General features: G+C 51.2%; 22 protein-coding genes. 11 read left to right on the forward strand and 11 right to left on the reverse strand.

The window, feature by feature from the left end; genetic code table 11:
• Together purC and ACTF5G_RS05535 are read right to left on the reverse strand one after the other, a co-directional pair.
• A partial coding sequence (gene purC / locus ACTF5G_RS05530) for a phosphoribosylaminoimidazolesuccinocarboxamide synthase (protein WP_438951823.1) occupies positions 1 to 704 on the reverse strand: 704 nt, incomplete at its 3' end.
• A 146-nt stretch (positions 705 to 850) separates the two neighbouring features.
• Complete coding sequence (locus ACTF5G_RS05535) at positions 851 to 1,246, reverse strand: DoxX family protein (protein ID WP_438951824.1); 396 nt, start codon at positions 1,244 to 1,246, stop codon at positions 851 to 853.
• A gap of 174 nt (positions 1,247 to 1,420) precedes the next feature.
• Here ACTF5G_RS05535 and fabV point away from each other — a divergent pair, with 174 nt between their 5' ends.
• The 6 genes from fabV (at position 1,421) to ACTF5G_RS05565 (ending at position 7,063) form a co-directional block, all read left to right on the forward strand.
• Positions 1,421 to 2,608, forward strand: a complete 1,188-nt coding sequence (fabV, locus tag ACTF5G_RS05540; protein ID WP_438951825.1) for an enoyl-ACP reductase FabV — start codon at positions 1,421 to 1,423, stop codon at positions 2,606 to 2,608.
• Between the two features lie 231 nt (positions 2,609 to 2,839).
• Positions 2,840 to 3,073 (forward strand): DUF2789 domain-containing protein, encoded by a 234-nt coding sequence (locus tag ACTF5G_RS05545; protein WP_438951826.1) that lies wholly within the window; start codon positions 2,840 to 2,842, stop codon positions 3,071 to 3,073.
• Between the two features lie 85 nt (positions 3,074 to 3,158).
• Positions 3,159 to 4,088, forward strand: coding sequence for an LpxL/LpxP family Kdo(2)-lipid IV(A) lauroyl/palmitoleoyl acyltransferase (gene lpxL, locus ACTF5G_RS05550; RefSeq protein WP_438951827.1), 930 nt, complete (start codon positions 3,159 to 3,161; stop codon positions 4,086 to 4,088).
• Positions 4,089 to 4,338: 250 nt separating this feature from the next.
• Positions 4,339 to 5,253, forward strand: coding sequence for a 4-hydroxy-tetrahydrodipicolinate synthase (gene dapA / locus ACTF5G_RS05555; RefSeq protein WP_438951828.1), 915 nt, complete (start codon positions 4,339 to 4,341; stop codon positions 5,251 to 5,253).
• A complete protein-coding gene (bamC, locus tag ACTF5G_RS05560) occupies positions 5,250 to 6,293 on the forward strand; it encodes an outer membrane protein assembly factor BamC (RefSeq protein WP_438951829.1) in 1,044 nt (347 codons plus the stop codon). The genes dapA and bamC overlap by 4 nt, the downstream gene beginning before the upstream one ends.
• 2 nt (positions 6,294 to 6,295) lie before the next feature.
• A complete protein-coding gene (locus tag ACTF5G_RS05565) occupies positions 6,296 to 7,063 on the forward strand; it encodes an MBL fold metallo-hydrolase (protein WP_438951830.1) in 768 nt (255 codons plus the stop codon).
• 382 nt (positions 7,064 to 7,445) lie between these two features.
• On the opposite strand, the gene ACTF5G_RS05570 is transcribed toward ACTF5G_RS05565, so the two are convergent.
• Positions 7,446 to 7,880, reverse strand: coding sequence for a hypothetical protein (locus ACTF5G_RS05570; protein WP_438951831.1), 435 nt, complete (start codon positions 7,878 to 7,880; stop codon positions 7,446 to 7,448).
• Between the two features lie 138 nt (positions 7,881 to 8,018).
• On the opposite strand from ACTF5G_RS05570, the gene ACTF5G_RS05575 reads away from it, so the two are divergent.
• Positions 8,019 to 8,669: an OmpA family protein gene (locus ACTF5G_RS05575; RefSeq protein ID WP_438951832.1), complete on the forward strand. Its 651-nt coding sequence runs from the start codon at positions 8,019 to 8,021 to the stop codon at positions 8,667 to 8,669.
• Complete coding sequence (locus ACTF5G_RS05580) at positions 8,653 to 9,483, forward strand: class I SAM-dependent methyltransferase (RefSeq protein ID WP_438951833.1); 831 nt, start codon at positions 8,653 to 8,655, stop codon at positions 9,481 to 9,483. Before ACTF5G_RS05575 ends, ACTF5G_RS05580 begins: the two co-directional genes overlap by 17 nt.
• Before the next feature lie 41 nt (positions 9,484 to 9,524).
• Here the strand turns inward: ACTF5G_RS05580 and ACTF5G_RS05585 are convergent, their stop codons facing one another.
• The 4 genes from ACTF5G_RS05585 to ACTF5G_RS05600 all read right to left on the reverse strand — a co-directional run bounded on the left by ACTF5G_RS05585 (position 9,525) and on the right by ACTF5G_RS05600 (position 13,372).
• The gene (locus ACTF5G_RS05585) at positions 9,525 to 10,493 is read right to left on the reverse strand and encodes a DUF481 domain-containing protein (RefSeq protein ID WP_438951834.1); all 969 of its coding nucleotides are present in this window, start codon (positions 10,491 to 10,493) and stop codon (positions 9,525 to 9,527) included.
• A gap of 168 nt (positions 10,494 to 10,661) precedes the next feature.
• Positions 10,662 to 11,789 (reverse strand): succinyl-diaminopimelate desuccinylase, encoded by a 1,128-nt coding sequence (dapE, locus tag ACTF5G_RS05590; RefSeq protein ID WP_438951854.1) that lies wholly within the window; start codon positions 11,787 to 11,789, stop codon positions 10,662 to 10,664.
• A 162-nt stretch (positions 11,790 to 11,951) separates the two neighbouring features.
• A complete protein-coding gene (gene dapD, locus ACTF5G_RS05595; RefSeq protein ID WP_438951835.1) occupies positions 11,952 to 12,986 on the reverse strand; it encodes a 2,3,4,5-tetrahydropyridine-2,6-dicarboxylate N-succinyltransferase in 1,035 nt (344 codons plus the stop codon).
• A gap of 20 nt (positions 12,987 to 13,006) precedes the next feature.
• Positions 13,007 to 13,372, reverse strand: a complete 366-nt coding sequence (locus ACTF5G_RS05600; protein ID WP_438951836.1) for an ArsC family reductase — start codon at positions 13,370 to 13,372, stop codon at positions 13,007 to 13,009.
• Between the two features lie 102 nt (positions 13,373 to 13,474).
• Here ACTF5G_RS05600 and ACTF5G_RS05605 point away from each other — a divergent pair, with 102 nt between their 5' ends.
• A complete protein-coding gene (locus ACTF5G_RS05605; protein ID WP_438951837.1) occupies positions 13,475 to 13,996 on the forward strand; it encodes a SixA phosphatase family protein in 522 nt (173 codons plus the stop codon).
• Positions 13,997 to 14,044: 48 nt separating this feature from the next.
• Here ACTF5G_RS05605 and nth read toward each other — a convergent pair whose 3' ends face one another.
• The 4 genes from nth to map all read right to left on the reverse strand — a co-directional run bounded on the left by nth (position 14,045) and on the right by map (position 19,475).
• The gene (gene nth / locus ACTF5G_RS05610) at positions 14,045 to 14,698 is read right to left on the reverse strand and encodes an endonuclease III (protein ID WP_438951838.1); all 654 of its coding nucleotides are present in this window, start codon (positions 14,696 to 14,698) and stop codon (positions 14,045 to 14,047) included.
• Positions 14,699 to 14,702: 4 nt separating this feature from the next.
• On the reverse strand, positions 14,703 to 15,917 hold the full coding sequence (gene dapC, locus ACTF5G_RS05615) for a succinyldiaminopimelate transaminase (RefSeq protein ID WP_438951839.1): 1,215 nt from the start codon (positions 15,915 to 15,917) through the stop codon (positions 14,703 to 14,705).
• 76 nt (positions 15,918 to 15,993) lie between these two features.
• A complete protein-coding gene (gene glnD, locus ACTF5G_RS05620; protein WP_438951840.1) occupies positions 15,994 to 18,711 on the reverse strand; it encodes a [protein-PII] uridylyltransferase in 2,718 nt (905 codons plus the stop codon).
• Positions 18,702 to 19,475, reverse strand: a complete 774-nt coding sequence (gene map, locus ACTF5G_RS05625) for a type I methionyl aminopeptidase (RefSeq protein ID WP_438951841.1) — start codon at positions 19,473 to 19,475, stop codon at positions 18,702 to 18,704. Before map ends, glnD begins: the two co-directional genes overlap by 10 nt.
• A 261-nt stretch (positions 19,476 to 19,736) precedes the next feature.
• Here map and rpsB point away from each other — a divergent pair, with 261 nt between their 5' ends.
• Positions 19,737 to 20,495, forward strand: a complete 759-nt coding sequence (rpsB, locus tag ACTF5G_RS05630; RefSeq protein WP_438951842.1) for a 30S ribosomal protein S2 — start codon at positions 19,737 to 19,739, stop codon at positions 20,493 to 20,495.
• A 95-nt stretch (positions 20,496 to 20,590) separates the two neighbouring features.
• The gene (tsf, locus tag ACTF5G_RS05635) at positions 20,591 to 21,454 is read left to right on the forward strand and encodes a translation elongation factor Ts (RefSeq protein ID WP_438951843.1); all 864 of its coding nucleotides are present in this window, start codon (positions 20,591 to 20,593) and stop codon (positions 21,452 to 21,454) included.
• Positions 21,455 to 21,474 lie beyond the last annotated feature (20 nt).

Consider the following 21,474-nt stretch of genomic DNA (forward strand, 5'->3'; position numbering starts at 1 on the left):
TGATCGATTGCCGCCAATTCACGGCTGATAACATCAAAGCCTTCCCGCAACAGATTTTCGTACAAATCGATGTCGTCAAGATTGCGAAAATTGAAAGCGGTGTAGTTTTTTTCAATATCCGCTCGGGTGATGTTCACGTCATCTGCTTCGGGGATACCCGGTAGCCCTGTCAGTATGCCTTTGGTTGATGGCGTGATCAGTAATTCAGAAAGCTTCTGGTCTTTTTTCAGGTTGTCCGGCAACTGGATGCCACAAAACTCCCTTTCTCCTTTGGAGTAGGCACGCCACATGGAGCCGGTGATAAATTGCCGACAGATAGCCTCAATCATTACCGGGGATGCTTTCTGAACAATCCAGACCAGAGGGTGGGGGATGTCCAGAATGTGGCTGTCTGCCAGCCCGTTCTCCCGGAACAACCGAAACCAGTGATTCGAAATCGCATTTAACGCCGCTCCCTTGCCGGGAACCCCATGCATACCGCCTTCACCGTGCCAGATGCAATCAAATGCAGAAATACGGTCACTGATCACCATGATGGCAAGTGGTGCATCGGGTGCTACATCGTAACCCTGTTGCTCTATCAGTCTTAGGCTGTCTTCTCTTGTAAGCCAGTAGACAGAGCGTACCTTGCCGTTGTGGACTGGCGCATCGGTGCGGATCGGGAGGTCATTGTTGACTGCGAGAACTTTGTCGGCAAGTTTCATGGTGATAGATCCTGTCAGCGGGCAGGTATGGTTATTTGTAGGGTTTGAATATCTTTGTTTAAGTTGGTCGACTCTCTTCAAGCAACGGATTCTAGCAGACGGGAAGCTATCAGTTACAGGGGAGATTTTTTCTTGCGATATCAGGTTTAGTCCGGGCGAATGGCATATTTGCCACTACCTTGAAGTGCAATAACCAGTGCCGTTACAAGATAAAGACCCTGTAATTCCAGCGCCCAGCCACCGTTTTTGGTCAGCTGGAAAAGCTCGCCGGCATGGACTAGCAGGATCGCCGCAATCATATTGCCAATCACCAGCAGAGCACCGGCCCTGGCGAAATACCCAAAAACAATCATCAGCGGTCCCAGCACTTCGCCAAGATAAATGGCATAGGCAATTTCTGCAGGAATCCCGAATTCTGCCAGCTTGCCACCGATGAAGCCTAAAGAATCCGGATTCAGTATCTTGGCAATACCGTGCAATAAGACGAGCAGCCCTACAGCGATACGCAAGACCAGTTTTGCAAGCTCTTCATAGTAGGTCATAACCAGTGATCTCCGGTACAAACGGGTTTGAAAAAGTAATTTAACGGGATAGTACCAGTGGGGCAATTCCTTTGACATGTATTCCGGACGGTTTCTTGGAGCGTTGCAACCTTCAGGTTATCATTGCGGCGGTATTTTAACTGACTCCCCCCGGGGTTCCTGTGGAGATAGGCAATGATTGTCAAACCGAGAGTTCGCGGTTTTATGTGTATTACCAGTCATCCAGTTGGCTGTGAGGCAAATGTCAAAGAACAGATTGATTACATTAAACGTCAGGGACCGGTAGATGGCCCCAAGCGTGTACTGGTGATAGGAGCTTCGACAGGATATGGCCTGGCTGCCCGTATCACGGCAGCATTTGGTTGTGGGGCCTCGACACTTGGTATTTTCTTTGAGAAGGAAGGTGTGGAAAACAAACCTGCCACAGCAGGTTGGTATAACTCGGCAGCCTTTCACAAGTTTGCCGACGGGGCGGGTATTTACGCCAAAAGTATCAATGGAGACGCGTTCTCCGATGAGATAAAGCAAAAGACCATTGACACGATCAAGGCTGACCTGGGGCAAGTGGATTTGGTGATCTACAGTCTTGCATCCCCTCGGCGACAGCATCCGAAGACAGGGGAGGTGTTCAATTCAACCCTTAAACCTATCGGGAAGAATGTAACGCTGCGCGGTATCAATACGGATAAAGAGGAAGTTCAGGAGTTTTCATTGGACGCGGCCACTGAACAGGAGATTGCCAACACGGTAGCGGTCATGGGCGGAGAAGATTGGCGGATGTGGGTGGATGCACTGATCGAAGCCGATGTGCTGGCAGCCGGTGCCAAAACGGCAGCATTTACCTATGTAGGTGAAAAAGTCACATGGGACCTGTATTGGCATGGCACGATCGGGCAGGCTAAAAAAGATCTGGACAAAAAGGTTGTCGAGATTCGTGAAAAGTTGGCGGCTGTTGGCGGTGACGCCCGGGTAGCGGTGCTCAAGGCGGTGGTGACACAGGCCAGCTCCGCGATACCGATCATGCCGCTCTATCTGGCGCTACTTTTCAAGGCCATGAAAGAGGATGGTAGTCACGAAGGTTGCATTGAGCAGCTGTATCGTCTCTATACCGAGTGCCTCTACAGCGATTCCCCACGTATGGACAGCGAGGGACGAGTTCGGGTGGACGAGCTGGAGCTCCGTCCGGAAATTCAGCAGCGGGTCAGTGAGGACTGGCTGAAAGTCACGAATGAAAATATGGCTGAACTGACCGACATCAGAGGTTACAAACACGAGTTTCTCAAGCTGTTTGGCTTTGATATTGATAGCGTGGATTACGAGGCCGATGTCGATCCGGTGGTACCCATCAGAGGCTTGATCTGAGCTTTGATGAGAGTTGGAGCGATTGTGGTGAATGTGTTCTGCAGGTGCTGGATTTTAAGCCGAACAGCGTGCTGAGGATCCGGCCCCTTATTGGCGGGCGGACTGTTGCCAGGCTTTTATCACAGCCTCTCAGCTAATGGATAAGTGCTGTCAGCGCGCTTTGCCATAGCGGTTTCAGATGGAAATGAATTTTAGATTGCCAATCGCTGCAACAGCACCTATAAGACATGTATGGATACCAGTATTCGCACGTTGTCTACATTATTCGATCAGCTGGGGTTGCCATCCACTGCAGCGGCTATAGAGCTTTTTATTGCCCTACACCAAGCATTGCCACCGGAGACCAGATTGGCTGAAGCACCATTCTGGAATGAAGCCCAGAGGGTGTTTCTGGAGGAGGCGATCTTTGAGGATTCCGATTGGGCCGAGCTGGTTGATCAGCTCGATTCTCGTTTCAGAATCTAGTGTATTCAATTTCAACCAGTCCCGCGCGTGGTTTTACCTGTCAACGTCCTTATAATAGGCCGCCCCTGCACAATCAGTAATCGGCATGAATGACAACCACGACTTCAAATGGAGTTACCTCCATCCCCGCTATTGGCTGACCTGGTTCAGCCTGGGCTGCTGGCGTTTGCTGGTGATGTTTCCCTATCCAGTACTGCTTTGGTTAGGTGGTGTTGTTGGCAGGATAATGTTCTGGCGCAGCCGCTATCGTCGAGAAGTTGCAGATATTAACCTGCGATGGTGCTTCCCCGAAATGGAAGAATCACAGCGCCAGAAGCTGCTGCGGGATAATTTCATCAGTTATGGCATTGCCTTTTTTGAAATTGGCATGGCCTGGTGGTGGCCCACACAACGACTCAATAAGTTGATCACCTTTGAGGGTCTGGAAAATATCGGGAGCCTGCAGGGTAGGGGTGCACTACTGATGGCCATTCACTTTACCACGCTTGAAATCGGTGCGTCTGCCCTGTCTGCGAGACATTCGATTGATGGCATGTACCGCCCTCATAAAAATCCTGTTTATGACTATGTGCAAAGCAAAGGGCGTCGGGTGCGGGATCCGTTCGGAGTGGTCTACCCGCGGGAAGACATTCGCGGTATGTTCAAGGCACTTCGCCAGGGCAGGATCATCTGGTACGCACCCGATCAGGATTATGGGCGCAGGCAGAGTGTTTTTGCCAGATTCTTTGGTGTTCCGGCAGCCACTGTCACGGCCACCGCCCGTTTTGCCAAAACTGGCAATGCTGTTGTCCTGCCTTTTACCCAAGTGAGATTGCCGGGTAGTCAGGGGTACAGGATTACGGTACACCCGCCATTGCCGGATTTCCCGACAGGGGATGATCTGGCCGATGCAGAAACAGTTAACCGGCAGGTTGAGAGGATGATACTTGAGCAGCCGGATCAGTACATGTGGATTCACCGACGTTTTAAAACCCGCCCTCCCGGCGAACCAAGACCCTATCCAAAGAACAAGTAGTCGCCTGTTAGCACTAAGCTCTAAGCAACTCTTGTTGCTGAAACCTCATGTATGGCCGGAACAGGGATCCATGCAATGCTCTATGGCCCGGCATATAGGTTACCTGACTGACGAAGGCCATCTTTACTGCCTCTTGTCATTAACCATGGCGTCAGCCAGTGCCTAATTATTTTCTTAATGCTTGTGCCATAGGTTGCTGGTCAGTACCATTACGCGTTCGATTTTTTCTGGCTATTTAGAGGCTCCTCCGATGATTACCGGCAGTATTGTTGCTCTGGTTACCCCCATGTTTCGCGACAATCAGGAAGTAGATTGGGATTGCCTGAAACGCTTGGTGGAGTGGCATATCGCACAGGGTACGAATGCGATTGTGGCCGTGGGGACCACCGGTGAGTCACCCACCCTCGATGTGCAAGAGCATATGGCGACCATCGCTGCGATTGTCGAGGATGCCGATGGTCGGGTTCCCGTTATTGCCGGCACGGGTGCAAACTCTACCAGAGAAGCTATAGAGTGGACGCATCGCGCGCAACAGATCGGTGCAGATGCCTGTCTGCTGGTAACTCCCTATTACAACAAGCCTACACAGGAAGGTCTCTATCTCCATCACAAAGCGATCGCTGAGGCTGTGGATATCCCCCAGATTCTCTACAACGTGCCCGGCCGTACCGCCTGTGATATGCTGCCAGAAACCGTGGCCAGGCTTGCTGAAATCCCTAATATTGTTGGCATTAAGGAAGCCAACGGTGACCTCAATCGTGTCGGGCAGCTGATCAGTATCTGCCCCGAGGGTTTTGCCATTTATTCTGGCGATGATTTTACTGCCTTGGAATTGATCCTGAGAGGTGGCCATGGCGATATCTCCGTCACCGCTAACGTCGCTCCGAGATTAATGGCAGAGATGTGCCGCTTGGCACTTGCCGGCGAGGTTAAGCCAGCGCAAGAAATCAACAGACGATTGATGCCTGTTCATGAAGCGATGTTTGTTGAATCCAACCCCATTCCGGTCAAGTGGGCTGTCGCCGAAATGGGTTTAATGCAACATGCCATACGTCTACCGCTAACCGAGCTGTCTGCCGCTTATCACTTGAAAGTGACCAAGGCACTTGAGCAGGCTGGCCTGTTGAGTGGTGTACCAAACATAAATTCGGAGTTCACTGAATGAAGGCGACACTGACAAAGGCATCAGTGATTTTAACGTTACTGGCAATGGCTGGTTGTGGGAATAATCTTGTTCGCGACAAAAGTAATGATTACCTACTTTCAGAGGAAGTCCCGCCCATGGTTGTTCCCGAGGGAAAAAGCTCGGGTGCCATCGGTCAACTTTATGATATCCCGCCGGTTCCGGATGCCGGGGCCAGTTCAGAATATTTCGTTGTCCCCCGGCCTCAACCGCTTTCTGAAAATGTGTTCGAAGAAACGGTAAAAATAGAGGCATTCTCAGGTGACCGGTGGATAGCCATTAACAAGCCTGCAGAGGAAGTCTGGCCGAGAATCAGAAATATCCTGTCACGCAGTAGTGTTCCAACGACACGGGTAGATGCCAGTAGTGGCATCATTGAAACCGGCTGGTTGCAGTTTAAGGATGACGAGCGCCTAAGCCATCGTTTTCGCTTCAAGATAGTCCCCGGGATCGGTGTCAACAGTACGGAAGTCAGCTTGCTGCAGATGTCCGCACCTATAGGCAAAGAAGGTGATGCAGGTTCCTGGCCAGAAAAGTCAATGGACGATTCTCGTGAACTGGAATTTGTTGAAATTGTTTTCAATTCTCTGGCAAGCGATATCAACAGTGGCAGCGTTTCGCTGCTTGCCCAGACCATTGGTGGTCAGGAACAGGTTGAAGTGGTGTCAACGGCGGATGCTGATCCTTACATCATGATGACCCTGGGTTATGAGCGAGCCTGGACATCTTTGGTGAACTCACTCTCACGTGGTGGTTACACTATCCTCGACCAGGACCGTTCAGCGGGCAGGTTTCAGGTTGAGTTCCAGGAAATTGTGGTTGAAGAGCAAGGGCAAACACTGAAAGAGTGGGTGCTCAATCTGGGCAATAAAGTAGAACAAGCTCCGCCTGTAGAGTATCAGGTGGAGTTGGTTCGCAACGAGCAATCAGTGGAAGTCCGGATAGCGAACAAGAGCCGGGAGAGGCTGGAACGCTCGCTTGCCATTAAATTGCTCAAGGTCATACGCGGCAATCTGAGCTGATTATGCGGTTTGCTTCATTGGGGAGTGGCAGCAGAGGCAATGCCACTGTTGTCGATGTCGGCTCAACCCGGGTACTGATTGATTGCGGATTTTCGATCAAGGAAACAGAGAGGCGACTTGAACGGTTGGGTATCCATCCTTCCAGGCTCAACGCAATTCTGGTGACCCATGAGCATTCAGATCACATTAGAGGTGTCATTCCACTGGCAAGGAAGCATGATTTGGCGGTTTACATGACCGCTGGCACTCATCGGGCTTTATCATCTACTCCTTTAACCGGTATCCACCTCAATCTGATAGACAGTCAGTCAGAATTCGTTATCGGTGATCTTGCTGTCACGCCTGTGGCTGTGCCTCATGATGCAAGAGAGCCGGTACAATACGTTGTCAGGGACAGCGATAACCTGTCTCTGGGGGTGCTTACGGATCTGGGAAGCATCACGGCGCATGTGATTCAACGTTTTAACCGGTGTGACGGACTGTTCCTGGAATGCAATCACGATATCACTATGCTGGCTAATGGGGCTTACCCGCCATCATTAAAGCGGCGCATTGCGGGTGCCTGGGGACACTTAAATAACCACCAATCATACGATTTTCTGAAAAATATCCAGACCAGCCAGTTACAACAGCTGGTGCTGGGTCACATCAGTGAGCAGAATAACTCTCTGGAAGCGGTGCAAGCAATGATGGGTAATCTGTCATCCCACCCCGGTTCTGTTCACTATGCCTGTCAGGATGATGGCGTTGACTGGTTGCAGCTATCCTGAGCCTTGATGCGAGTTATTCTCCAATAACCATTTCCATACTGGCTGCGCATCATTCATTCTACAATGTGAAAACTCCAGTCGGTCACCCAAAAGTACTATCTATCAGTTTTATATTGTCCACAATTACATTGATAACCTTAATTAAATGTTGGAAATTCGTCGTAAGTTATTGATTTAATTTTTTTAAATAACTAACTCCATGATTTTTAAGTATTTTATATTGTGGTTAAAAAATAGTCATTTTGTTCGGGTGCCCCGATTTGCGTGGACTTGCCCAAGTTTTACGAAAGTAGTACACAAAGTTATCCACAGAATTTGTGGGTAACTTTGTGTAACTATCTGGCCGTTATTGTCAACTGATCGGGCTGTCATTCGTTTGAAGTTAGCAATGCTTAGGGAGTTTTGTCTGGCCCTCAATTTGTTCTTTGAGGCGCTCTCCGTCGAGACAGTCCAGTGAGCTATTGCCCTCCAGAGAAATACTGTCCAGTTTGGGTAGGTAGAGTAATGGTTTTATAGTGGTGAGCCTGTTTTGTGCCAGGTTGACAAAGGTAAGGCCCGTGAAAATTTCAAGACCGGAAAGATCGGTGATACCCGCATTGGAACAGTTAAGTTGGGACAATTGATTCGCGCTGGTCACAAGGAGGTCTTTGATGGCTTGCTCAACACAGACAGCAAGGGCAGGATCCGGAATCCTGTAACCGGTGAACAGTTCGGGTGTTGTTAAAACAGGTTGCTCGTTAAAAGTGAAGATATATTTTTCGCAACCGCACAAAAGCGTGCTGATGAACACAATAACGATTAGGGCATACTTTTTCATAGGATTGGCAACCGCATTTTGTATTAAAGTAAGCCAATCAACCTTAAAGTTTTGGCTCTTCTGTCGGTAAGGATATAGTAATTTTTTGTTTCAGGTATCCAGGTTCAGTAGATTTTATTTTTTAATGAGGAAGTGAACATGAAGAAAATCCTGTTAGCCATTCTTGCCATCTCCCTGACGGCCTGTATGTCCACAGACCCCTATACCGGACAGCAGAAAACAAGTAATACCGCAAAGGGAGCCGGGATCGGCGCTGTCTCAGGTGCTTTGATCGGTGCAGCCACTTCCAGTAGTGGTGATAGAAAGAAAGGCGTTTTAACCGGCGCTGTGGCCGGTGCTGCTGTTGGTGGTGGTATTGGCTACTATATGGATCGTCAGGAAGCGGCACTTCGTGCAAAACTGGAAGGTACCGGTGTCCGAGTGGTTCGAGAAGGTGACAACATTCGTCTCGTCATGCCCAGCAGTATTACTTTCGGTGTGGATCGTTACGAAGTTCGTCCGGAGTTTTACAGTACATTGGAGTCCGTTGCGATCGTTCTTAAAGAGTTTGATAAAACCAATATTCGCATTGCAGGACACACGGATTCAACCGGTAGTGCAGAATACAATCAGACGTTGAGTGAGCGGCGTGCAGCGAGTGTTGGGCAGTTACTTATGAGTCAGGGGATTTTGAGCGGACGGGTGTGGACTACCGGTTATGGTTACCGCTACCCAGTTGCCAGCAATGATACGACTGAGGGTCGACAAGCCAACCGCAGGGTAGAACTCGAGCTTGTCCCGATCCAGTAATACCGGGCTCTCTCTGGCTATCTGCCCCCGGCCCGGTTTTGAACACCGGGCCGGTTTGCTTTCGAGACAGTTGTCGCTGCCGCTCCTGCCTATTGATTTGTGGGTACAGGACATCGTTGGTTGTCTTCCCGAGCGGCTGGCCATTGTTGTGGATGACAGGGGGTTATCGCTACAACAGTTTGGCCCAAAGGCGCCTGGGCCTGTTCGCTGCGAATTTGCCCTGGGTGCAGCTCGTCATCGCCGTCTGTATGGTGGAGGCAAAGGGCAGGACATCGCTAAAGCTACCGGCCTCAGTCACAGTGGATTCAGGCCACAGTTGCTGGACCTTACAGCGGGCCTGGGTCGCGATGGTTTCATCCTGGCTTCACTGGGCGCACAGGTGACCATGATTGAACGGAATCCGATTATTTACGAACTGCTTGCTGATGGGCTTTGCCGGGCTTGTGACGAGGCGGAGAAAGACCCCGCACTGGCGGAGATACTGCAGCGAATCAGGGCGATCTGCCAGGATTCAGTTGATTATCTGGAAACACTGCCGGGTCTACAGTCCCCCGATGTCATTTATCTTGATCCCATGTTTCCACCCAGAGAAAAATCCAGCAAAGTAAAAAAGGAAATGCAGGCTTTTCATCAGCTTGTCGGTTTGGATAATGATGCTGGAGACTTGTTGGCGACGGCGCTCAAAAAGGCGCGTTACCGTGTGGTTGTTAAGCGGCCGGCTTACGCGCCTATTCTGAGCGGCCCTGAACCGGGTTATACCCTCAAGGGAAAGTCAACCCGGTTTGATGTTTACCCACTGCAGAAACTGCCCTGAGTCCGTTGTGCTTCCTACCACTGATAGCCCAGTGAAATGACCTATTCTTCGTCTGCTCGCTTGTGTCCATCACTCGGCTGATTTACATAGTCAAAATCGTATCGAAACTCACTGAACAGATTGCCAAGCAGGGGTATTTTAATGCCGGTACTGCTCTCCGCCTGATTGTTGTTGACATCGCTCATAGCCCAGAGCAATTCATTTTCGTGAAACACCGTCATATCTGTGCCTGGTATCGGCCAATCCATACGCATTCCCCAGCGTCCAGCCAGATCTGTTTCTGAGCCCGATTCGTTATAGTGGGAAACCAGAACGGCTGCTCCCAACTGCAAATTCAATTTCATCTGATTGCCAAGGATGATCCGGCGGCCAAGGCCGCCACCCAGTTGATATTGCTCGTCAATGGCACTGAAACGATCTTTTGTATAACCCAGGCGACCGTAGCTGAACCAGCGTTCAGTAAAATCATAATTCAGCTGATAATTGGTTTCATAATGCTCATCAACTACATTGCCATCGGTTTTCTCCGACTCGGCCGACAGGTCGACTTCTTGTCTAAATTTATCATGCAGCCACTGTGTGTTGACAATGAAATCCAGATCCTCGGTATCGGTATTACCGTCTTTGCGGTTGAAGCCAAACCGAATGTCGCCAGTGAAAGTCTTTGGCGGTTCAGCTACGATAAGTGTCATCAAGGGTAGTGACGTTTGTTCGCCCCCATCGCAGTGCCCGGTAACAACCCCATCCATTCTCAGCGAGCAGTTGGTGACGGTCTCTTTCTCTCTCGTGACCAGTGGCATCGTGGCAGAAGAGCTGAATTCATGGACTTCGTGTTTGGGAATTTTAACCAGACCAAATATATCCGACTTCCAGATAACCTGCTTCTCGTTAATGGAATCAAGTTCTCCGTGGATAATATCTCCATTTTTCAGGGTAATTTCACCACCAAGTGACGGGACAGGTAACAGCAGGCTGAACAATACAATCAGGCGGTGGCTCAAGTTACTCATATCCGGCATTTTCAATCCTTGTGGGCTGTTTACCTTGGGTAGACAGGCACCCTACAAAAACCGGTATTGAATATCCACTAGACAGGCCGATATTTCAGGTATTGCGGTAATAAAATGAATGCCACAGCGGCAGGATATATTATTGATAACTGGGCAAATAATGTGATGTCAAAACAGCAGTTTTTCGAGAATACGCCGATAAATTTTTTGCAGGACTTCAAGATCATCGATATTGGTACACTCATTCACTTTGTGGATGGTGGCATTCACTGGACCGAGTTCGACGACCTGGCAGCCATGGGGAGCAATGAAGCGTCCATCAGAAGTGCCTCCTGCGGTCGAAAGTTTCGTCTCGATGCCAGCAACTTCGCGGATGCTGTTCACTGCAGCCTCTACCAATGGACCCTCTTCCGTAATGAAGGGCTGCCCGCTGAGGTGCCACTGGAGTTCATAGTCCAGCCGATGCCGTTTGAGGATGGTTTCTGTCCGAACCTTCAGTTGCTCGACCGTAACTTCCGTTGAAAAACGGAAGTTAAAAAGTACCTGTACAGTGCCCGGTATTACATTGGTCGCACCGGTACCGGAATGCATGTTGGACACCTGAAAACTGGTGGCAGGAAAAAAATGATTGCCGTTGTCCCAACACTCGGCGGCAAGGTCCGCCAGTGCTGGTGCCACCCTGTGAATCGGGTTGTCCGCCAACTGTGGATAGGCCACGTGACCTTGGATGCCTTTGACCACCAGTTCGCCTCCCAGCGAGCCGCGCCGGCCATTTTTAATGACATCACCCACGCGTTTGGTGCTGGAGGGTTCCCCCACCAGGCACCAATCGGGAATACTATGGTTATCCAGTAGCCATTGAACGACTTTTACTGTGCCGTTGATGGCCACACCTTCTTCATCACTGGTGATCAGGAAAGCGATTTGTCCGGGGTGCTTCGGTTGTGCGGCAACAAAATCTTCAACTGCTGTGATCATCGCGGCGAGAGAGCCCTTCATGTCGGCAGCTCCCCGACCGTAGAGTATGCCATCTTCGATACAGGGTGAGAACGGTGGATGTTGCCAGTCTCCCTCGGGGCCGGTGGGTACCACATCAGTGTGGCCGGCAAAACAGAGCGTTGGGCCACTGTCGCCGCGAACGGCCCAAAAATTATTCACGTCACCGAAGGGAAGCCTGGACACGCAAAATCCGATTGCTTCCAGTCGTTCAATCATGAGTTGCTGGCAACCCTCATCTGCTGGTGTTACCGAGGGACGTTTGATAAGTTCACAGGCCAGATCAAGGGTGGGGGACAAGGCGGTCATTGAATAATACTCAAGGTCGGTCATGACAAGTTTAACGGGCTGGAATCGGCTTAGCTACAGTCATTTCCTGCCCGTGGATTCCTGACAATGAAGTGACAGGTGGAAAATCAGCCCGATTGCTCCGGGTCGGGCTGTGTGGGCATGGCAATGACCCTAATTTGATGCGTGTAATGCCTCATTCAATTCGACAGTAGACTTATTGGTCAGACATTCCACTGCTCCGGTGCTGGAGTTGCGGCGGAACAGCAGATCATCCTTGCCAGCCAGTTCTCTGGCTTTGGTTTGTCCCACCGGCTGACTCTGGTCGTCCAGTAAAGTCACCTTGGTTCCGGCAGTGATATAGAGTCCCGCTTCCACAGTACAGCGATCACCCAGGGGAATGCCCAGACCGGAATTGGCGCCCAACAGACACTGGTGACCGATCGTAATGATGATATTGCCGCCACCGGAGAGTGTGCCCATGGTAGAACTGCCACCACCCAGGTCTGAACCGGATTTAACAAACACGCCCTGGGATATGCGGCCCTCAACCATGCTGGTCCCTTCGGTGCCAGCGTTAAAGTTTACAAAGCCCTCATGCATGATGGTCGTGCCTTCGCCGATGTAAGCCCCCAGTCGCACCCTGGCGGTATCGGCGATACGAACGCCGGCGGGAACAACGTAGTCCACCATTTTCGGGAACTTGTCTATACTGTCTACCAACAGGGAGGAGCCTGCCAGACGTGCCTGCAATTGCCGGGTCGGCAACTCTTCGATATCGATGGCACCTTCGTTGGTCCACGCGACATTGCGTAACACGCTGAACAATCCGGTCAAGTTTGTGGTATTGGGTTTTACCAGCCGGTGGGACAGCAGATGCAATTTCAGGTAACCCTCGGGTACAGAGGTCGGGGCATCGTCACCAGCCAGCAGCGTAGCAACGACGGGTCTGGCACTCTGTTGCAATTGTCGGGCGATAGCAGCCTGGTCGCTGGCCCCAGCAGTGCTCAGCGCTGCCGCCAGTTTTGACAGCTGTTCCGCAGTGATGTTGATGGCGGTATTACCGCCTTCATAGCCAAGTACAGACTTGATGGCAAAGAGAGTGCTTTCTTCCGGGTTTAGCAGGGGCTGGGGGTAGTAAACTTCCAGCCAGTTGCCACTATTATTCTGGGTGCCGATACCCAGGCCAAAGCTGTAGAGTGCGGTCATTTTTTATTCAATCTCCAAAATTACGGGTTAAAGCGCGAGGCGTAAATATCCGGTTTGAAACCGATTGTGATGTCACCCCGGTGTTCAAGTACCGGGCGCTTGATCATGGCGGGATATTCGAGGAGGAGGTGGACGATGTTGTCTGCGGAGACCTGCTCTTTGACGTTCGGTTCCAGTTTCCGCCAGGTGGTGCCGGCCTTGTTCAATAGCTTTTCCCAGCCGGCGGCGGCGATCCAGTGTTCAACCATCTGTATATCAAGACCGTCGGTACGGACGTCATGAAAACGGTAGCTGACCTGCTGTTCATCCAGCCAGCGGCGCGCCTTTTTCACGGTATCGCAGTTTTTGATGCCATAGAGAATGGTTTCGGTCATGGAGTCTGTCACGTGGTTGTCATGAATTGGCGTTATCAATCAGCAATGAACATCATCAGGTTTAAGCCGCGCGAAGGATAGCAAACTTGGGCCAAGCATTCACGGGAGACTGCCATGAAGACGATCGCATTGGTTCGTCATGCCAAGTCCAGTTGGAAAGATACCATGTTATCCGATCTGGACCGACCCCTTAACCGCCGTGGTAGGCTGAATGCTCCGGAGATGGGGCGCAGGTTACAGGCGCAGCCGGTTTCTCTGAAACGGGTTTTCACCAGTCCGGCGGTGAGGGCTACGGAAACCGCCGAGTGGTTGATGCCAAGCCTGGGGTTGAGTGCTGCAAATCTTGAAATAGTCACGGCCCTGTACACCTTCAATTACGAGGATATCCTCAGCTGGCTGAGGTCTTTGGATAGAGATGCCGACAGGTTTCTCCTGATTTGTCATAATCCGGCCATCACCGATATGGTGAATTTCCTCGCCTTGATGCAGGTCGAAAAAATTCCTACCTGCGGTGTTGCCCTGCTAGAGGTTGCTGTAAATGATTGGCAGGATTTGGGCGCGGGCATGGCCGAGCTAAGCTATTTTGATTTTCCCAAGGCTGTCAGTGGCAAAACCATTTTTCCGGGGGCAGGCTGAACAAGGGTTGTTGGCTCGGGGCCTCGCACCTTCCATCACGCTGTTTAATCAGGCCTTGCGGGTTTTGATGGGTCGTTTTCGATTGGGAAAACAGGTTTTGCAGATATCGCAACTCAATCCATTGCAGTTGCGGGCGGGACAGTATTCGCGACCGTAGTAGATAATCTGAAGATGCAAGGCATTCCAGCTTTCCCTGGGAAATAACCGTTTCAGATCCTTTTCTGTCTGCACCACACTGCGGCCATTACTCAGACCCCAGCGCTGGGCGAGACGATGAATGTGGGTGTCAACCGGAAATGCGGGATGACCGAATGCCTGGGACATGACCACACTGGCCGTTTTGTGTCCGACTCCGGGCAACATTTCCAGTGCGGCAATGTCTTCGGGGACATCCCCGTTGTACTGCTCCACCAGTATTTGCGAGAGTTTCACAATGGCTTTCGATTTTTGAGGCGCCAGACCACAGGGGCGGATAATTTCATACACCTGTTGTTGAGAAACCTGACTCATATCCCGGGGGTTATCGGCTAATGCAAACAGTCCGGGTGTCACCTGATTGACGCGCTCATCCGTGCATTGGGCGGATAGCAGCACGGCTATCAGCAGGGTAAAGGCATCGTGGTGGGCGAGAGGAATGGGCGGGTTTGGGTACAGTTCACTCAACCTTTGGCGGATGAATGCTACCCGTGCTTTTTTGTGCATGGCCTCAACTCCGCTGCTGAGCGGTTTCGATAAACCTGCGTATGCGTGTGGCCGCCTCCCTGCATTCCTCCAACGGTGCCACCAATGCCATGCGCACCCTGTTTTCCCCGGGATTAATACCCTCTGACGAACGTGCCAGATAGCGGCCGGGCAGGACGGTGATATGCTGTTGTCTGAATAGCTCCCGGGCAAAATCCTCGTCATTGCCCATATTGGCGACACGGGTATCCGCCCAGAGATAAAAGCCGGCGTCCGGCATGCTCAAGGGCATTACAGAACCCAGGATATCTCTGAACAGGGCAAATTTTTGCCGGTATTGATGGCGGTTGTCCAGCACATGCTGTTCATCGTCCCATGCGGCGATGCTGGCAAGTTGTGAAGGGACGGGCATGGCGCAGCCGTGATAAGTCCGGTAGCGCAAAAAGCTCGCCAGGATACGGCTGTCACCGGCTACAAAACCGGATCTCAGGCCCGGCAGGTTGGAGCGCTTTGACAGGCTGTGAAACACCACGCAGCGATCGTAATTGTGGCGACCCATTTTTGCGCAGGCCTCCAGCAAGCCAATGGGCGGGTGATTCTCATCCGGATAAATCTCCGAATAACACTCATCGCTGGCGATGATAAAATCGTATTGATCTGCGAGCTGGATTAGCGTTTGTAATTTATCGATGTCCAGCACTGCCCCGGAGGGGTTTCCCGGTGAGCAGACATAGACAAGCTGGCACTGTCGCCAGATTTCCGGTGAAACAGATGTCCACTCCGGGCAAAAATTGTTTTCTTCCGTACAATTGAGAAAATGCAGTCTGGCACCAGCGAGCAGTGCGGCACCTTCGTAGATCTGGTAGAACGGGTTGGGGCTCACGACCACTGGATCGGTAGCGCGGTTTATTATTACCTGAGCAAAGGAAAATAGCGCTTCTCTGGTGCCGTTGACAGGGAGTACCTGGTTTTCAGAGCACAAGGCCTGCAATTTAAAGCGTTGGCACAGCCATTTTGCCACTGTCTCGCGCAGCTCTGGAATACCTTTGGTCAGCGGGTAAATCGAGAGTTTATCCAGAGCATTTTCCAGAGTTTTTTTGACAAATTCTGGTGGTGGATGCTTTGGCTCGCCGATTGACAGCGCAATATGAGCAAGTGACGGCGGTGGGGAAATCCCTGATTTGAGGGCATTGAGTTTCTCAAAGGGATAGGGGTGCAACTTGTTCAGGTCAATATTCATATGATCATCGTTTATTGCGGGCAGTTAATCCAGGGTAATTAGGTATGGTGTTGAGGCAGTACGCACATACGACGGGTTATTGCCACAGCTTCATCTTTTGTAGTGGTGCGCCTTCAATGTCTTCCTTGTTCCGTGCATCCAGCTCCCGGCAAATGGTATCCCGTAACTGTTCGCAGAATGCCGCGTCACTGAGCGGCTGATAGTCCATGTCAACCAGTGAAAACACATCCTCAACCCGTTCGCCGAGGGTGGCAATTTTGGCGCTCAGCAGTCGCAAGCGAAACTGCATGAATATCCGGCCCAAATGCGCGAGGAGTCCGGGGCGGTCGGGTGTGATTACCTCCAGAATGGTTGCGCTTTTGCCGATATCGTTGCTGATGCTGGCGATGGTGCGCATCGTAAAGTGTTTCAGGTGCCTGGGTGTCCTCCTGTGTACATTGAACATGGCGGGAGTGGGGTTCTTAAGAGCCTCGGATAGGGTGCGCTGAATTTTGAGCAGCATCTCGGTTTTTTGTCCGAACGGCTCATTGTGCTCGTTCAGCACATAAAAAGTATCAAAGGTATGACCCTCGGTATCGCGATGCAGACGGGCATCCTGGATGTTGAGCTGGAGATGGTCGAGCGTGGCCGCCGTGGTGGGAAATACATTGTTGATACCTTTGGTATGAATGAAAATCTGCGTGGCAATCGGGACTTCTACCCCCGCATCTTGTATCAGAATCACCGGGTCCGAACTGTCACCCTGGGCAGCAATGGCGGCAGTATAGGTGGCGATATCATCGGCTCGTTCCCTCAGGAAGAATTCGTCATCGACATTTCCCCAGATTGCGCGGGCACTTTCCTCGTCAATCCCCAGTTCGGCCAGCTGGTTGATAGCGGACAGCCGATTGCTGTCCACCCACACATTCCGATCAACAGGGTTTTCCAGGCCGCGCTGCAACGCCCGCTTGGTCTCGGAGTAAAGTTGATGCATCAAGGCCGCTTTCCAGGCGGTCCAAAGGGTAGGATTGGTGGCAGTTATGTCGGCAACGGTCAAAACAAACAAATAGTCCAGTTGCAGCTGATTGCCGACCAGTTTGGCAAACTTATAAATAATATCCGGGTCGGAAATATCCGTGCGCTGGGAGGCATTTGACATCAGCAGATGGTGCTCCACCAGCCAGGCAATCAACTTTATTTCTTCAGTGGGTAAACCGTGTCTGCGGCAAAAATCTGCCGCATCCTGGGCACCCAGCGCCGAATGATCCCCCCCCCGCCCCTTGGCAATGTCGTGGTATAGCCCCGCAATAAAGGCCAGCTCCGGTTTCGGCAGGTTTTTATAAATATGTGCAGCGACGGGAAATTCTTCTGCCACCTCTGGCCGATCAAACAATCGCATATTTTTGATCAGCTGAAGGGTGTGGGCATCTACCGGGTAACGATGAAACAGGTCGTGCTGGGTTTGCCCTATGATTTGTCCAAATTCCGGCAGATAGCGTCCCAGAATACCATAGCGAGTCATGCGCTGTAGTTGTGTGCTCATTCTGTAGGGGCAGCGAAGTAAGCGGAGAAACAGGGCCTTGTTTTGCGGTTCATTGCGAAAATCGTCACCGATCAGTTTTCGGTGCTGACGGATCTGGCGGATTGTGGCGGCACGGATGCCCTGGATATTGTCGTTTTCACCCAGCAGACAGAAAATTTCCAACAGGGCGGAAGGGTATTTGGCAAAAATATACTCTCCCACCGTCTCGATATGGTTGTTGCGAACCTGAAACCGTTCGTTGAGAGCATAGACATCTTTTGCCTTGTCCTTGCGCAAAATCACTTCATCGAGATACTGCAGCATGACATCGTTCAGCTCGCGCATCGAGAGAACGACCTGGTAATAATGTTGCATGAACTTTTCAACACCGAGGCGTTCTTCACTGTCGTGATACCCGAACATCGCGGCCAGTTTGCGCTGATAGTCAAACTGCAGTCTTTCTTCGGGACGCTCTGCGATAAGGTGCAAGCCGTAGCGGACTTTCCACAAAAAAGCTTCACCGCGTTTCAGCTGGAGATACTCTTCCGGCGTGAGGAAATCCCTGCCAACCAGCTCTTCCAGTGATTCGACATTAAAGTGGCGCTTGGCGACCCAGTTGATCATCTGAATGTCGCGCAGGCCGCCGGGTGCCTCTTTGATGTTGGGTTCCAGGTTGTATTCAGTATTGCCGTGTTTGTTGTGCCGTTCGATCTGTTCATCCCATTTGGCGCGGAAGAACTGCTTGTCCGGCCAGATACGCTTTGGGCCGGTTTTCTTGACCATGACGAGACGGAGTTTTTCATCGCCGGCAATGGTGCGTGTTTCCATCAGGTTGGTGGCAATGGTGATATCAAACTTCGCCTCGGCAACACATTCCGACAGAGAGCGCACGCTGTGACCGATTTTCAGCTGAATGTCCCAGAGAAAGGTGAGGAACCCCTCTATGCTGGGCTGGTGACGTCTCGGGTTACCGCGTCTGATCAGTAGCATCAGGTCAATATCTGATTGCGGGTGCAGTTCGCCACGGCCATAACCGCCCACTGCGATCAAACAGATATTTTTGCCCCAGTCGAACTGCGCCCAGGCATGCCGCAAAATGAGATCCATGAAGCTGGCGCGCTCGGCAATCAGATTGGCGGTCTGTTCGCCTTCATGGAAACGGGCATTGAAATGTGAATTGGCAGCGGCGATCGCATTCTTGAAGACATGGATGGGATTGCGGTTCGTGAGGTCTTCCCTGAAGCGACGCTCGTCGAAAAAAAGCAATGGTTTCGCCTGTCTGTTCATTGCCATGCTTCATCAGTGCGGGCTGTGAGTACCTCAACGCCATCAGCGGTGACCGCCAGTGTATGCTCCCATTGGGCGGATAAACGACCATCCCGGGTTTCCACTGTCCAGCCATCTTTTTTCAGTTTGGTGTGCTGTTTGCCTGCGTTCAGCATTGGCTCAATGGTAAATGTCATCCCTTGTTTGAGTGCCATACCGGTATCCGGTTTGCCAAAGTGAAGTACCTGGGGATCCTGGTGAAACTCTGTACCGATACCATGCCCGCAGTAATCGCGGACCACACTATAGTAGTTGGCCTCTGCATGTTGTTGAATGATATGCCCGATATCGCCCAATCGAATGCCGGGACGAACAATATTGATCGCTTTGTACAGGCATTCCTGTGTCACTTTTATCAGACGCAATGCATGTTCCGGTACTTCACCGATGCAAAACATTTTACTGGTATCGCCAAAGTAGCCATCCTTGATGACCGTAATATCTATATTCAGTATGTCACCGTTTTTCAAAACCTTTTTTTCCGATGGAATACCATGGCAGACTACCTGGTTAACCGATGTGCAAATGGATTTTGGAAAACCACGGTAGTTGAGCGGGGCTGGAATGGTATGTTGTACATTGACCATATAATCGTGGCAAATGCTGTCCAGTTCACCGGTGGTGACCCCGGCAACTACGTAGGGCTCAATCATTTCCAGCACTTCAGCTGCCAGTCTGCCGGCCACGCGCATTTTTTCCAGTTCATCGGCGGTTTTCAGTGTGACTGCCATAGGTATCTGTTCCGTTGCAGGGATCAAGGCAGCGCATTGTATCGGATTGTCACAACCAGTGGCAGATTCCCCGTAAATACAGGTTTCGTCTTCAATAAAGCACTGGTTTATGGTATAAAGCGCACCGCTTCGAAGCCAATGGTTTCTGGCGTAACGCAATCTTAACGACACACACGTATCGACACATCGGTCTGGGTGCCTGCAAAGCGGGTTGACCGGTGGGATATGTGGAGGTTTAACCCTTACCAGGAAGATAAAACTATGACTACTGTAACCATGCGTGACATGTTGCAGGCCGGTGTCCATTTTGGTCACCAGACCCGCTTCTGGAATCCCAAAATGGATAAGTTCATTTTCGGTGCCCGCAACAAAATCCATATTCTCAATCTTGAGTACACAGTTCCTGCCTTTAATGATGCGCTGGAGATCGTTCGCCAAGTCGCTGCCAACGGCAACAAGGTGTTGATGGTCGGTACCAAGCGCGCTGCTCAAAAAGCCATTATTGAACAGGCTGACCGCGCGGGTATGCCCTATGTGAGCCATCGCTGGCTCGGCGGTATGTTGACCAATTACAAAACCATTCGCGCCTCTATTCGACGCTTCCGTGAACTGGAAACCCAGAGTCAGGATGGCACGTTCGACAAGCTGACGAAAAAAGAAGCCCTGATGAGAACGCGCCTTATGGAAAAGCTCGAGCGCTCTATCGGTGGTATCAAGGATATGGGTGGTCTGCCAGATATGTTGTTTGTGATCGATGTGGATCATGAGCGTATTGCTATCCAGGAAGCGAACAAACTGGGTATCCCCGTGATTGGGGTCGTCGACACCAACAGTGATCCGGATGGTGTGGATTATGTGATCCCCGGTAATGATGACGCCATTCGTGCCATCAAGCTCTATGCCACGGCTGTTGCCGATGCCATTCTCGAGGGCAAAGCCCAGTCCGGCACTGCTACCAGCAAAGATGAGTTTGTTGAAGTGGTGGAAGGCGAGGCTGCCAGGGAAGCCGCTGCTGAGTAAATAGTTGCCTTCTTTGCATACCGGCACTGCTGTACAAAGAGGGGGCGCGCCCCCTCTTTGTCAATTTAATTAACACGATTGAGAGGAATGAACCGATGTCAGCAATTTCTGCATCCCTGGTGAAAGAGCTGCGCGAGCGCACCGGGTTGGGCATGATGGAATGTAAAAAAGCGCTGGTGGAAGCAAACGGGGATATCGAAAAAGCGATTGATGATCTGCGCAAATCCAGCGGGTTAAAGGCTGCAAAAAAAGCCGGTCGCACGGCTGCTGAAGGGGTTGTTGCAATTAAAGTGGCCGATGACAACAGTTACGGTGTGCTGGTGGAAGTCAACAGTGAAACGGATTTTGTCGCTCGCGATGACAATTTCCTCTCTTTTGTTAACTCGGTGGTCGAGAAAGCCTTTGCGGGCATGCAAACTGATGTTGCTGTACTGGCTGGGGATGTCGAAGAAGCCCGTCAGTCACTGGTTCAGAAAATTGGTGAAAATATCTCGGTTCGCAGAGTGGTACTGCAGGATGCGCCTGTGGTTGGCAGTTATGTACACAATAACAACCGTATTGGTGTGCTGGTGTCTCTCGCTGGTGGCGATGTTGACCTGGCCAAGGACATTGCCATGCATGTGGCGGCGGTCAATCCTCAGGTGGTAAACCCCGAGGATATGCCTGAGGAACTGTTGGCCAAAGAGCGTGAAATTTTTTCCGTACAGGCCAGGGAGAGTGGCAAGCCAGAAGAAATTATCGAGAAGATGATCGAGGGCCGCATCAACAAATTCTTGGCTGAATCCAGTCTGGTTGCCCAACCCTTTGTCAAAGACCCGGATGTGAAGGTGGGCAAACTTTTGAAAGACGCCGGTGCCGAGATTCTTTCCTTTACCCGTTTCGAAGTGGGCGAAGGGATCGAGCGAGAAGAGGTCGATTTTGCTGCAGAAGTGGCAGCCCAGGTTGGCTCTGCCAAATAATGAAGGTGACGACGGGGGCT

This window comes from Porticoccus sp., assembly GCF_965660005.1.
Taxonomy (GTDB): domain Bacteria; phylum Pseudomonadota; class Gammaproteobacteria; order Pseudomonadales; family Porticoccaceae; genus Porticoccus.

Bases quoted from the DNA above. Each gene is read 5' to 3' on its own strand.
- ACTF5G_RS05535 (WP_438951824.1), bottom strand. From the start codon at position 1,246: ATGACCTACTATGAAGAGCTTGCAAAACTGGTCTTGCGTATCGCTGTA.
- fabV (WP_438951825.1), top strand. From the start codon at position 1,421: ATGATTGTCAAACCGAGAGTTCGCGGTTTTATGTGTATTACCAGTCAT.
- ACTF5G_RS05545 (WP_438951826.1), top strand. From the start codon at position 2,840: ATGGATACCAGTATTCGCACGTTGTCTACATTATTCGATCAGCTGGGG.
- lpxL (WP_438951827.1), top strand. From the start codon at position 3,159: ATGAATGACAACCACGACTTCAAATGGAGTTACCTCCATCCCCGCTAT.
- dapA (WP_438951828.1), top strand. From the start codon at position 4,339: ATGATTACCGGCAGTATTGTTGCTCTGGTTACCCCCATGTTTCGCGAC.
- bamC (WP_438951829.1), top strand. From the start codon at position 5,250: ATGAAGGCGACACTGACAAAGGCATCAGTGATTTTAACGTTACTGGCA.
- ACTF5G_RS05565 (WP_438951830.1), top strand. From the start codon at position 6,296: ATGCGGTTTGCTTCATTGGGGAGTGGCAGCAGAGGCAATGCCACTGTT.
- ACTF5G_RS05570 (WP_438951831.1), bottom strand. From the start codon at position 7,880: ATGAAAAAGTATGCCCTAATCGTTATTGTGTTCATCAGCACGCTTTTG.
- ACTF5G_RS05575 (WP_438951832.1), top strand. From the start codon at position 8,019: ATGAAGAAAATCCTGTTAGCCATTCTTGCCATCTCCCTGACGGCCTGT.
- ACTF5G_RS05585 (WP_438951834.1), bottom strand. From the start codon at position 10,493: ATGAGTAACTTGAGCCACCGCCTGATTGTATTGTTCAGCCTGCTGTTA.
- dapD (WP_438951835.1), bottom strand. From the start codon at position 12,986: ATGACCGCACTCTACAGCTTTGGCCTGGGTATCGGCACCCAGAATAAT.
- ACTF5G_RS05605 (WP_438951837.1), top strand. From the start codon at position 13,475: ATGAAGACGATCGCATTGGTTCGTCATGCCAAGTCCAGTTGGAAAGAT.
- nth (WP_438951838.1), bottom strand. From the start codon at position 14,698: ATGCACAAAAAAGCACGGGTAGCATTCATCCGCCAAAGGTTGAGTGAA.
- dapC (WP_438951839.1), bottom strand. From the start codon at position 15,917: ATGAATATTGACCTGAACAAGTTGCACCCCTATCCCTTTGAGAAACTC.
- glnD (WP_438951840.1), bottom strand. From the start codon at position 18,711: ATGGCAATGAACAGACAGGCGAAACCATTGCTTTTTTTCGACGAGCGT.
- map (WP_438951841.1), bottom strand. From the start codon at position 19,475: ATGGCAGTCACACTGAAAACCGCCGATGAACTGGAAAAAATGCGCGTG.
- rpsB (WP_438951842.1), top strand. From the start codon at position 19,737: ATGACTACTGTAACCATGCGTGACATGTTGCAGGCCGGTGTCCATTTT.
- tsf (WP_438951843.1), top strand. From the start codon at position 20,591: ATGTCAGCAATTTCTGCATCCCTGGTGAAAGAGCTGCGCGAGCGCACC.